Annotated in this window: 7 protein-coding genes; all 7 read right to left on the minus strand. The window is 38.9% G+C overall.

Annotated features, from left to right (window positions below; all coding sequences use genetic code 11):
* Positions 1-13 precede the first annotated feature (13 nt).
* On the minus strand, positions 14-3094 hold the full coding sequence (locus tag Bovatus_RS14555; protein WP_004296571.1) for a SusC/RagA family TonB-linked outer membrane protein: 3081 nt from the start codon (positions 3092-3094) through the stop codon (positions 14-16).
* A gap of 23 nt (positions 3095-3117) precedes the next feature.
* On the minus strand, positions 3118-4551 hold the full coding sequence (locus Bovatus_RS14560; RefSeq protein WP_004296572.1) for an IPT/TIG domain-containing protein: 1434 nt from the start codon (positions 4549-4551) through the stop codon (positions 3118-3120).
* A 55-nt stretch (positions 4552-4606) separates the two neighbouring features.
* Positions 4607-6508 carry a family 43 glycosylhydrolase gene (locus Bovatus_RS14565; protein ID WP_004296573.1) on the minus strand — a complete coding sequence of 634 codons (1902 nt, stop codon included), beginning with the start codon at positions 6506-6508 and terminating at the stop codon, positions 4607-4609.
* 365 nt (positions 6509-6873) lie between these two features.
* Positions 6874-7944, minus strand: coding sequence for an SGNH/GDSL hydrolase family protein (locus Bovatus_RS14570; protein ID WP_004296574.1), 1071 nt, complete (start codon positions 7942-7944; stop codon positions 6874-6876).
* Positions 7945-8055: 111 nt separating this feature from the next.
* Entirely contained in the window at positions 8056-9168 is a 1113-nt protein-coding gene (locus Bovatus_RS14575; RefSeq protein WP_004296575.1) for a glycoside hydrolase family 88/105 protein, read from the minus strand.
* A 48-nt stretch (positions 9169-9216) separates the two neighbouring features.
* Positions 9217-11013: an exo-alpha-sialidase gene (locus Bovatus_RS14580; protein ID WP_004296576.1), complete on the minus strand. Its 1797-nt coding sequence runs from the start codon at positions 11011-11013 to the stop codon at positions 9217-9219.
* Between the two features lie 26 nt (positions 11014-11039).
* Complete coding sequence (locus Bovatus_RS14585; protein ID WP_004296577.1) at positions 11040-13994, minus strand: glycosyl hydrolase 115 family protein; 2955 nt, start codon at positions 13992-13994, stop codon at positions 11040-11042.
* Positions 13995-14023: the final 29 nt, after the last annotated feature.

The following is a 14023-nucleotide window of genomic DNA, read 5'->3' on the forward strand; positions in this document are numbered from 1 at the left end:
ATTCTGTTCTTGTTTATAGATTAACTGATACGCCTAACGAAAGCGTCTTGCTCAACGGATATTTCTTTCCGTCCGAACTGCCCAATTCCGGATCCCAATATTTAAACGAAGAGAATGTCAGCAAGTTGGTTCCGATAAAGAAAACACGTACTTGATTCAAATGAATCTTATTAACCCAAGCTTTCGGAAAGGTATAGCCGATATCCAATGTCTTCAGACGAAGATAAGAGCCATCTCTCAACCAATAATTAGACTCTTGATAATTATTTTTATTATCACCATAAGTCAGACGGGGGAATTCTGCATTCGGATCTTCATTCTCACCCAGAATCCAACGGTTGCTTTCTGCCATTTCTTTCAAAACATTTCCCCAGCCATCACCACCTTGGAACATAAAGACAGTTGTACCTTTGACAAAGAAAGACGACTTACCTGCTCCTTGGAAATGAGCATTGAAATCCAACCCTTTCCATTTGGCCGAAAAGCCAAAGCCATATATCAAGTTAGGACGAGTAGTAGCACCAATAGCTACCCGGTCTTGTGAGTCAATTATACCATCACCATTGACATCTTTATATTTAATATCACCGGGCATCACTTCACCAAAAGTTTGCTTCGGGCTATTTCTGATTTCTTCATAATCTTTAAACAATCCCAGAGCAATAAGTCCTCTTGCCTGATTGACACGATGCCCTTGGGCTAGCTTATATTCGTAAATGGTGTTCTCTTCATCTTTTTCTATCACCTTGTTCTTACTGTAAGTAATATTACCACGTAACGTAAAATTCACCTTACCGAGTTTCTGTTTGAATGCAAAATGACCATCAAATCCTTTTGCTTCTACAATACCGACATTTGCTTTCGAAGCATTATCAATTCCCACTTCGTAAGGGATATAAGAACGAGTCATATAGATACCGTCACGACGTTCTTTAAAGTAGTCAATCTCTCCGGTCAGTTTGTCATTAAAGAGAGAAAAGTCAATACCCAAATCTTGTTTAGTAGCAACTTCCCACGAAATAGCAGGAGAAGCCACTGTTGAGTAATATTTTCCATTCCACAATTTTTCACCAGTCCCAATATCTTCAAAATGATAAACATTATTATCGGTTGCTATCGAATACAAATAGGGGAAACGGACTCTTTTATTACCTTCATACAAAGCATCATTTCCTGTCTTTCCATAAGAATAACGGATTTTCAACATATTCAACCATTTTCCGGCAATCTTTTTCATGAATGGTTCCTCAGCCAAGTTCCATGCACCGGAGATAGCCGGGAAGAATCCGAAACGATGGTCTTTGTGGAAATTCTCCGAACCGTTGTATCCGAAATTAAAATCAATAAAATAACGATAATTCCAGTTATAGCTGAAACGTCCGGCTATTCCCTGATTACGATAAGGAATACCATTCTTCAAGTCTGTACCTATATTTTGAGTAAAAATCTTAGAAGCCTGCGTATACTTCAGTACACCTCCAACATGATGAGTTTTGAAAGCACGACTATAGTGCAATTCCCATTCAAAGAACTCTCTCTTTTCTCCTTCCGAATTGGAAGATTGCGACATCACTTTCTCGTCTCTGATTTTCGTGAAATTCAATGTTCCGTCCGGTTGACGATAACGGTCGGCCTTGTAAGCAGCCGGAGATTTATAACGTTTAATCCAATTGGAGTTATACGTATCATATCCGAATCTACCTACAAAACGCAATCCTTTGGTTATAAAATCCAGTTTCTGTTCCAGCGTAAGGCTGGTTTGAATATTATTCTTCCAACTTTCATTATATCCGGATTGTGTAGTCATTACCCAAGGATTCATATTATCATCCTTATCTGACCATCCCGGAATTTTTCCATCCGAATATTCTGCCGGCATCATGATGGAATTATATCCCATCAATACAGTCCACAAATTATCTGTACCACTACCTGTATCATTCTGCTTACGCAAAGAACCGGATACCCCGACCTTTAACAGAGTCGTTTTCGTAATATCAATATCCACATTCATACGGTACGTCCATTTTCTGAAATGTGCGTTTGTATTATAATCCTTAAGGCTTTTGTCAGTCTTATACATACCTTGTTGGTCCTGATAACTTCCGGAAACAAAGTAACGTGCAGTTTTACCACCACCACGCATATTCAACGTTGCACGTGAACTCCAAGCACCGTCACGCAATACCATATCCATCCAATCTACATCCGGAAAACGGTCTGGGTCAAGTTGCGTACGAAACAGTTCCAATTCTGATGGCGAATATAAAGCCTCTTGATTTCTTGTCAAACGAGCTTCATTAGCCATAGAAGCATATGTATAACCGTCTACAAATTCCGGTGCCTTTGTAAAAGTGCTATAGAACCCCTCAACCTTTGCATCAATATTGATTTTACCTTCCTTACCACGTTTTGTATTAATCAAGACTACACCATTGGCTCCCTTACTACCATAAATAGCCGTTGCGGAAGCATCTTTCAATACTGTAAATGATTCAATATCTTCCACGCTCACTTCATCAATATCACGTTCAAATCCATCAACAAGTACCAATGCAGCCGTATTAGCACCAAAAGTAGATATACTACGAATCCAAAACTCAGATACACTACCCGGTCGTCCAGAAGTTTGCATAGCCATTACACCCGGAACAACACCTGCCAATCCATCCACCACAGAAGTGGAAGGAACCGATTTCAACGCATCTACATCCACATTAGTAATGGCACCAGTCACTGCTATTTTCTTTTGTGCTCCCGTACCTGTAATTACAACTTCATCAATAATCGTATTAGCTGCTTCTTTCATTTTTACGTTGATGGTTTTTTGTTCTTTTACCAATACCACCACAGTCTCATAACCTATATATGAGAATACAAGTCTGTCATAAGCAGATGCCTTTATTTTGTATCGACCATTTATATCAGTAATAACACCCAACCCAGGCATATTCTGTATCGCAATATTCACACCAATTAAGGGTTCCTTATTCTCATCGGTCACCACTCCAGTTATCATTGCACTTTCCTGCGCCCAAACGGTTATGGAAAAGAGCAACAATAATATACATGCAATCAAATTTTTACTCCTCATAAAATATATGTGTTTATCATTTATTATTCTTCCATAGCAATTTTACGTATCACCGCTTGCTCTTTCCCGTCGCGACTCATACCCCTCTCGCCTACATAGAAGCATTTTCTTTTTTCATCGTATGCAATCGCCCACGGATAAGCAAAACGAGCTTCTGAACGTAATGCACCATTTGCAAAACCAGGATCACTTGAGTCATTTCCACGTCCTGCAAATGTTACTACTCTTCCTGTAGGTGTCAGAATACGAATGCAATGATTGCGTTCATCACAAAAATAAAAATCATATTCATCTTCTTCACCTGCATATTCCGGATTCTTTACAAACACTCCCTGTGTCGGACCATTCAATTGCGCCCTGCTACCTACTCCGTCACGATAACCGCTTCCACTCGCACTTCCCGCCACGATATAAGGGGTTGAGAACTGATCTGTAGTAGAATTATAGTCCATACGGGAGATATATCCATTTCCTCTTTCATTGTATTGACGAAGCAAATAGGCATATTTTCCTGTAGGATGAACTACCATGCGCAATGTTTCTTTTACACGCGGATGCGTAGCTATTTTCGTTGTTGTCTTGTTCTCAAAATCATATTCATAAACCACTTGATCAGGATAAAGAGCATAATAAATCCTTCCCGTCTTAGGATGAACAAAGGCACCAACCGCCTGCCTTTGCTTTGATTCGCCTAATTTTACTTCCGTTTTAAAGTCTGAAACACGTTTCTTCAATACGTTTACATTTCCATCTTTAGCCAAATCACGAGAAATAATCATATCTTGATTCTCATCTGCCGTCCAATTAATGATAGAAGGTTTATCGCCAATAGCAGCTAAGGAAGCCTGCATAGTCACCGTTTTTTCTTCCAAATCAATCAGACGAATAGAACTTATATTATAACAAGTTAAATACAAATGGTCAAAATTTGATTTCGGATCAAACGAAAACCATGTAGCTCCTTTTATACATCCACATGCATCGAATGCCCCTTCGCCCTGAAAAGCATCTTTCTCGTTCTCAAAACGTTGACCAGCTAATGTAGAAACTAACCATTGCTTTACATAAGTAAACTTCTCTTCTGCTTCAGCAAAAGCCACTTCTTCGCCATTGTCATCATACACACTAATTTCCACATCACCTTCAGTAGCCATACGTGGTACTACACAATACAATATATTGTTCTTAACTGAAATGATATTAGCTTCTTTACCACCAACTATCACTTTCAATTTTTTGGGGTCGTTCCCAAAGTTTTCTCCATATAATATAATATTGTTACCAATGCCACCCGATTTTGGGGAAAAATCTGTAATTACCACAGGCTTAGTAGGATCGAAAGGAAGGTTTTCTTCCTTGTCTTCATCCTTACAAGCAGTAAAGCAAAGTACGACCAATGGCAATACCACTGCACATAATCGGATAAACCGAGTTCTCCAATCACTTTTCTTTTTCATACATCAAATTTTAGTTTTACTTAGAAGTCTATATATTTACAATATTTTCAACATATCAGTTATTAAATACTGGCAGTAAATCTCCCTTTGAAGGCACACATTTTTTAATGGTCGGCCAGCCGTCTGCCGACCACACAATGCGGTCGAGCATACCTAAACGTCCTCCAACCGTACCATTCTCTTTTACATAACTATGATATATCATCCAATCTGTACCTGCATCATCTGGAATTATTATGGAGTTATGACCAGGACCAAAGAATGTTTCACCGTCACCTTCCAACACTAACTCCCAAGAGTTGTCCAGCATATCTTTTCCTTTTCTATCGACATACGGACCAAGGAGATTTTCCGAACGGCCTACCACGACTTTATACTTACTATCCATTCCATTATTCGGACAGCAATTATTTATAGATGCAAACAAATAGTAGTACTTACCCTTCTTATAAATATTGGTGCCTTCAAATGCCCTGCCGCAGACCTGTTTCTTCAGCACAGGCTTACCATCTGCTCCCCGTTTCACAGAAAGACCATCATCCGTAAGTTCCGTCACATAAATACCGTTGAAACTCCCGACAAACATATATTTTTTACCATCTTCTTCATAATAGAACTGGTCGATACAATTAGAACCGAAATCATCTGTTATCAGCAACGGTTTAGCATTTAAGAAATCACCAACCGGACTATCTGAGGTAGCAACCGCCGTATAACTGATGCTTCCATCCCCCCATTTTGCCCATGAGAAATAAAGCACATATTTTCCATTGATGTAGCGAATTTCCGGTGCCCAAAATGCACCTCCACCAGGAAGTACATCTTCAGTAGGTCTAGTTGCTTTTCTGAAAGCACTTCTTTTAAATTCCCAATTAACCAAGTCTTTAGAAAAATAAATAGGAATCCAATAGGAATTAGTTTGAGTAGCATACAAATAAAAGCCTTCATCAGTACGAATAACCGTAGGATCGGCTACACTAGAAAAAGTTATTACCGGATTTGTATAAGTCATACCTATTTTGAAATAACAAATTTCATTATGAAGAGCAACGCTTTCATGAGAAGCCTCCCTTAACTGTACAGGCAACAAATATTTTACAGCTTCCATTCCTTCACGCTTCACTGTAATTCCTCCAGTAGCTTCATTCTCTCCAGCTTTAAAAGATATCCCTTCTCCTAAATCATAGTTAGCCGAAGGAAGAAGACGATAAGAAGTCTTATAATCCTCATTATACTTAGCAACCAGTTCCTCCGCATTAGAAGGCACTGCTAATGTACATGTAAAGTTCCAAGGATTAGTCTTTATTTCTCCGTCTGCCCTACAATTAAAAGTAGCATCCACCGAAACCGGCATTGACATTTTACTAACACTAATTTCCTGTGATGGCATAACCAAACTAACCGTTGGATAATCAAACGATATATGCAAAAGAAAATCACTTTGACTTTTACGGACCTTGGCAACAGATGAAGTAAGTCTCAATGCAATAACATATTCTGTTCCATTTTTTTTGAATTCAGTGAACACTTTATCTGGAGCAAATTTCACCTCTACTTTTTTTGAAGCAATGCCCTGTTCGAGAGTAATCTGTGGCGTACTTATCGAATATAATGAAGAGGGCAACAATTTATAAGCTGTTTCTTCCTCTTTATTATATGCCTCCAGATCTTTCTCATTCCACGCTTCTAACTGTGCAGTAAGAGCGACACTCGCACTGCCCCCCTTCAATTCTACAGAGAAAGGGTACACAACTTGTGCCACATCACTACTGGAAACTTTAATTACATTTAGTCCATTAGGCTGTACTTGTAAATACTGGTTCGAATTGACATCCCCATCTTCACTAGAAACATCCTTAGTATCATCAGAGCCACATGATAAAAAAAGCAAAAGCCCTGCACTAAGAAACATTAGCCCAATTTCTCGAATATTTTTTTTAATTGAATTGTAATTCATTACATATAGATTTAAGTAATACCCTGTGTTTTATACTATAAAAACGTTATCCTTTGAACTATCTTTTTAACTGTATCTAAAAACTAAATTTCGTATTATATAATAATGATCATTATCTTTATAAAAGGTACTAGTGCCCCTATTGTGTGATACAAAAGTAGAGAATCAGGAGTATTTAAGATATTAAATATAGGTCAATAAATGAAAAATTAGTCCCAAACTAATCTAAAGTATTCAAAGATAACACAGAAGAGCATTTATTAGTACTTATCTGAACAATATCTTTCTTTTATTGGATAATTTCTTCTTCAACAATCCACTATTCTAAGATAATAACTATATCCTAAGCTAACAGCAAGCCATTTTTATCTAATTGCCTTCTTTATAACCGGACAAACTAAATCAGCATATCTCATCATACCTAAGTCTGTAAAATGAATACCATCTACAGTAGCCTCTCCATCCTCTCCCAGCATATTCTTTGATGAAATAAGAATGATATTTTTCTCATTTCTTTTCTTTAAATGATTGAATATCTCTTTCAACGTATCATTCTTTCGTCGCACTTCTTTAGCAACTCTTTCATCATAAAATGTATGAGGAAAAATAGGATCCTCTATAAAAATAATTGGTGTATCCGGATGTTTACCACGAATGATACGATAGAATGTTTCCATCCGTTCTTTCATCTTTGCAACAGAAGCATTAGGCACAAAGTCCAAAACGAAAACACTAGCTTCTACTTCAGCTATTACTTTAGCTACTTCCAAATCTAGAAATGCATTTCCACTGAATCCTAAATTGATACATTCACGGTTTAATCTTCTTGATATGATATTGGTATGTGCCATCCCCGGACGTGAAGCACAACCTCCTTGAAGAATACTGGTTCCATAAAAAACAACAGGATTCTTACGAATTGGATACTCCACTAACGGCTGACTAATAGTAGCCAAAGAATCAACTCCGATAGACAAAGAAATAAGACCATCATACAATGGCAAATAAAGCATGTATTCTCTTTCTTCAGGATGCATATTTTTTATAATGGTGACCTGATTTGTTTTTCCTTTCGGACGGGCACTATTGACAAAACGCCAGTCACCATTCTTCTGAAGACAGTAAAGATCTAAACCTTTTGCACCAGTATCAGTCATATGATTCATGTGGGTATTAAAAAGAGCCACCCATTTAGCTGCTATCGTAGTGGAATTACTACGGAAACGTATTGCCATTCCTGCAGAATTACGGCTCAAATTCCATAATGGAGCACGAGAAATATTCTTTAATGAATCCGGGAACCTTTCATATCGTGCCCCAGCACTCTCTGTCGCCCTTCCTAATAGTGGAAAATTCGAAGCATCGTGGTATACTAATTGAGCATGTATATGAAACACTAAAAAAAGTACAATAAAAATACAAAATTCTCTTTTCATATTCAAGTATTATAATTTCAGACCCTTCAAAAATAAATATATGTTATGTTAAAAGCAACAATACACTATGAATAAAAAAACTCCTAGATCTGTATCCGATCTTTTATTGTTTTATTTATTCAATAATGCATAAGCACACCATATTATCGGTGCCTGTCCATGATAATCACCGGCGATGCGGGGACGATCCATATAATATTGTTTACTGTTTTTCTTTCCGGTTCCAACACAAACCTCAGTAAGATCATTCTTGTCATTAATATAATTACATAAGCCAAGCCATGCACGGCGTGCCACTGGAGCATATTCCTCTTTATTCAACCAGCCGTTATTGACCCCCACAATCATGGCATAAGCAAACATTGCCGAACCAGATGTCTCTGTCCAAAAGTCCGGTTCGGTAATCAGCTGATTCCAAAGACCGTCCTTGTTCACATATTTTTTCAAGTTATCCATCATCAACAAGTAACCTTTCATAATACGTGCACGATTAGGATCCTTTTCCGGTAAGTTATAAAGCAACTCCGTCATACCGACAGCCATCCAACCGTCACCACGTCCCCAATAATAAGGCACATCCGGTGCATGATAGAAAAGACCGTTGGGATGTTGCAATTCGTCCAAATACAGAACCATTTCTTTGGCAGCCCTATTTATGTACTTAGGATCACCAGTAGCTTTATAAGCCTCAGATTGCACAATAGTAATCATATACATATCATCAATCCAAAGACGAGTTTGCCAAGAATATCCCTTTTTATCCCATTTACGCTCCTCTTCATTCGCATTGGCAGGAAGCTCCCATTGAGTGTCAGCATAGGGCAGTCCCAGATCTAAATAACGCTTATCTTTCGTTATATTATAAAATCTTAGAGGTAAGCAACCAAACATATTTTGGTCTACGTGAATCGGTGGAGGTAGAAGTTCTTTTTCCAGATGAAACAATAATTCGAAACGGTTTCTTAACAGCTTTATCAATTCTTTATTATTTGTCAATTCTGCAAAACGAAGAGCTCCATACCATGTACACACCTCTGCATAATGTATTCCTCTATCAAAATACAGTTGATGTTTAGTTTCCATTAAACGTCTGCTCAATTTATTTCCAACCGTCTTTGGATCTGCCTTCACAGGAAAATCTCCAAAATAATTTTGAGCAGAAATCACATTTGAGCTCAAAAAAACAGTCATCAATAAGGCATAAATCAAATAATTCCTTTTCATAATCGTAGTGTTCTATATAATTAATTATTCAATATTAAATTCTCCGAATCATAACCCAGTCACCGGTATCCAACGTGCCGTACTTGTAGATGCAACATCACAAATGGCATCTAAAGAATTTCGCTTTGTAATAGAAAAATTGACAAGTACTTGCCCGGAAGTGATAGTCAATTTTGAACGTGGAATAGCAATTTCAGCAATATATCCATAATCATCTATAAGCCTCTCATTTGTTTCATTGCAAACATAAGTTTTGACCTGGGCATCTAATTGAGCTTCTTTCCATGATGCATCATATATTTCACAATTCTTCAGTCCATTCATTGTTACTTGTATGCAGCAAGCCCCTTTTGACAGCTTATTATTACTCACAGGAGATACGTATAAGGAAGCGTAATCAGAGGCTAACAAGTTTCGATCAAGTACTTCTAACAGGAAATAAATATTATCATCATCATACGAACAACGTAACGTTCCTTGTGCTTGTGACTTACTGCCCACAAAGAGTGCATGATCTGTATTTGCCCACTCTTTATTGTTACCATCTATTGTTACCTTTCTTTTCACGGCATCAATACGATGATTAAGTACAAACTGTGCCATCTGAACCGGTCCTTCTTTCGCTTTAATATTAGTTCCAACCAAAGTATGTGAATCAATAATACAAAATGATCCCCAATAACCACCAGAAAAAGGTTGATAAGCGCTACCGAAATTACGAGCAGTAGCATCTCCTATTTTAAGAGTATATTTACTTGACGATTCATACGAAAGGACGGTTTCTCCCGAAGGGAGCTGTCCCAAATATGGTCCCATACCGGAGAAAACACAATTATTACTATCGACAGGTCCTTCCTGGTCGGCAGCCAAATATTCCCATTTGTCTTTATCTGAATAACAAAGCGAAATATGATATCCTGAATTATTGGTTTCCACAGCAGCAGCTAATCCCTTATTATCATTGAGTCTCACAACAGAAGGCATCTGATGATTATAGCCGACAATTCCGTTTTTCTCCCACCTCATTCGCAATACATAATAAGGAGAAGAACTAAAGTCCGGTTTCCATGTCTTTCCTCCATCAGTAGAAACAACCATTGCCGTACCTGTATCTGTGCCATGTCCTTCCAAGCCAGTACGACTGCTATCTGTAAAGTAACAGTGTAATTCACCTGTAGGCAACTCCAACAAGAAAGGTTCCCAATTAACTCCCTGATAGATCTTGATAGGTTCACTCCAAGTAACACCATTATCCGTACTGCGCTTTAATTCAATTCCTGCATCTTCCGGCAAATCCCGATAACCGGAATTAGCTCTGCAAGATGCAACTGCCAATATATCTCCATTAGAGAGCACCAGCCCATCGCAATTAGCATAGCAATGTATATTCTTATTGCCTTTGCTATCGATAATGTCATAACTGTTAAATATTTCTCCTTTATTGCTCCAAGTTTTCAGATCCTTACTAAGCGCATAAACACAACGCCGACCAATATTATTATTAGCACTACCATTGTGATAGAACAAAATATAGTCACCATTCTTCATCTTTTTTATACGAGGATAGCGAGGATACGAAGATTCCATAGTCACAAGCATCCGATAGTTCATCATCAATGAAGAGCGTTTCGTAACATCTGCGTGGGAATTTATAATAGGTGTCCCCTGATTCAATTCCCCAATAGGTGTGATGCTACAAACCACAGGCTCCTGGGATTCGTCCTCCTTTGGTTTCTCCGTATTCCCGTTACCAGCTAGTAAATTCTCATCATTTTCACCACTGCCCCCGCACGCTATAAATGAGATAGCTATGGAGAAAAATAACATAAAAAAAGTGTTTTTCATAGCTCTAGTATATTTTATTCAACTTGCTATTTTCCCTGTCTCGTCGGTTGCGGACCTAAATATGAGCGCTTCATTCCTCCGAAATCCAAGACAATCTTTTGCAATACAGTTCCGGCATCGCCACATATAATTTTCACTGTGTGTTTACCCGGTTTGTCGATATGCAAAGTGGTTTTGTTGATTCTACAGTTCTTCAACACACTTTCGTACCAGATTTGTGCATACTCAAAAGAAGAAGTAGAAGGATTCATCACAGGACCTTCGTCAATACATACTCCATATTTCGTTTCCACATTCGTTGCTTCATGTCCGGCATACCCACGGTCCTTACTTAATGTAAATGTAGGCAATACGTATGTGTAGACATCAACCGAACCTTGTTCGAATGTATAGAAATCATATTCCAGGCGAGGGGTACTGCGACCTGCTGTCCGCTGCGGGGCGGCTGTCGGGTCACCTAGTTGAATAGCTGTATTTTCTATTCCCAAGTTAGGAATCGTTCTCATTTGAATAGCTTTGTTCTCTACCTTCCGGTGAAAACCGGCAGCGTCAATAGAAACATATCCATTGTGCTCTACAAATAAAGTGTCCATTTCGGCTAATGAAGGAGAAGAAGGGTTGAAGACTGAAATATAAACATTCTCCTTCTCGCCACGATCAGATGCGATTTCCAACGTTCCGAATACTTTCTCACCAGTCGGGACCTTAGCCCAGTCGATTGAGACTTCTATACGATTTTCCGTGGTAGTTTCTCCGGCTTTCTGACTTAACAGAATCCAGTTATCTGAAACCGATGCTTTCCATTTCAGAGGAGTCGCTCCTTTATTGAAAACGTCTACGTAATAGGATTGGCGGAAGTATGTGTTGAAACATGGCAGGGAATGGAAACTCTTCTGCCCTTTCAAAATATCCTCTCCTTCGGCCAATATGCCCAAAGAGGCTGCAGATGCCAGATTTACCTTCCGCAGAGCCGGGAGTTCAAAGTAGGCTGCGGCAAATCCCTGTTTCATGGTCATTACATGATCCCATTTACCTCCAAGTAATGAGTTATATCCTTTTGTTATTACTTCCAGACTATCATAACAAGCCTTAGTCATTTTTTCCAGTTCTGCGGTAGTTGCCCTCTGTTGAATAGAGTACCAACGGTTTCTCTGTCCGTTGAGAATCATACGGTTCAATAGTTCACATCCTTTCACCGGATAGTATAATGATTGATAATAGCATGCTTTCTTATCTTCTGGCAAAGCTTTCAGGATTTTCTCTACCATATTCCCTATCCGTTGATATTCAGCCAAACGAGTATCCACTTCACGATAATTGGCAAGCGAAAAATCAGTATCTGTATTCCGTTCTCTTCCGTGTTTGTCGGTAGCCCACTGATAACCCCATCCCATAAACTCCGGCTTACGCGCAAAGGCCAATTTATAGAAAGAATTTATCACATCCTGATATTCAACCCGATAGTCATCTCCCAACATGCCACACAACCATTCGGTACGATAGTTTGCCGCTCTTTCAAAACTGAATGAATCAATATCGAAAGCCATCGTCAGGAAATAATCAACAGCAAATTCACATGATTTGATGTCTCCGGCATTGAGCAGCCAGATACGATCAGCTGTCATGTCATAAGCTTTACGGAGTTCTTCATACATTAATGTGGGTGAAGTTGTGTTCATCCAAAGATGATCGTGAGGTTTACCCAGATAAGAAGAATGATAATATACTCCCGAACGTCCGGAACGTTTCTGTTCTTTCGGACTGCTCAAACGTTTCATATATCCATAATTATCATCCGGCCAGATAATAGTCACATCATCCGGAAGTTCCAATCCCTGATCGTATACATCCAGCACTTCCTTATAAGGAGTAAAGGCTTGAGGAATGTCTTCCGCACGCTTACCGATGGCATCTACCAGCATTTGCCTTTGTGCCATCAAAGCTTCCTGAAGCATTTCCTTTCTATCATTCATATTATTGCTTGCATTCATTGCCCGGTCGTGCAATCCACGCAAAGCCAAAGTATATACATTTTCAAACGGAGCACATTCATCTACACGTGATTTCAACACTTTGTTGACTCCATCCTTATTATTGATATAGTCCCATTCACCCATTTTATCACGCTTCCACTCACTTGCCGTGTTAAACAATAACGGTTCACAATGAGAGGATCCCATGACAATAGCAAAGCTATCCGCTACCAGGCGATTTTCAGGAATACGGTGGAATGCCATGGATGCGTCATGCATAGCCGGACAAAGATAATTAGCCTGAAGACGCAACAGCAGTTCACACACCTTTGCATACGTTCTCGGTCCGAAGTTTCCACGTTCTTTTTCAAAATTGCGTTTTGACCAACGATAGAGTCCCCAGTCCTCATCATTGATAAATATCCCTCTGAACTTGACAGACGGTGTTTTAGAAATGAACTTATCAACTTTTACACTAACTTGTTTTTGCTGTTTGATTGGAGCATCCGCCCACCAGTACCAAGGAGATACTCCTATTGCTTTTGATATGGAAAGAAGTCCGTAAGCAGTACCACGCCTGTCACTTCCAGCTACGACAATTGCTTTCTTTATGCCCGGAATAGGATTATTGACCACTTCTATCATATAACGCTCCCAACTTCCGGCAATGGCAGCTGTATCTATTTTGTGTCTCGATACCAAAGCGTCAATCCACTCGCTTTTTCCTATAGTACCGGCAATAATCGCATACCGCGCAGATACTTTCCCGGGCTTGCTTTCATCTATTCTCAACTCTTGTCCCGTCACACGACGAACATCATCCACAAAAAGAGAAGCGCTTTTACGTACTACAGTTGCATCTTTTCCATCAAAACAGATAACTGCATTCGTTGATGAAGAAACAATAGGAAAACTATTCTTTCCGGTTCCTTTGTCGAGTAAAACTTGTGCTTTTGCCGAAATCAGGCTACAACAAAATAAGCCCAGCAATAAAATTTTATTTTTCATATATACATTAGATTGACTATTGATAACGC

This window comes from Bacteroides ovatus, from assembly GCF_001314995.1.
GTDB lineage: Bacteria > Bacteroidota > Bacteroidia > Bacteroidales > Bacteroidaceae > Bacteroides > Bacteroides ovatus.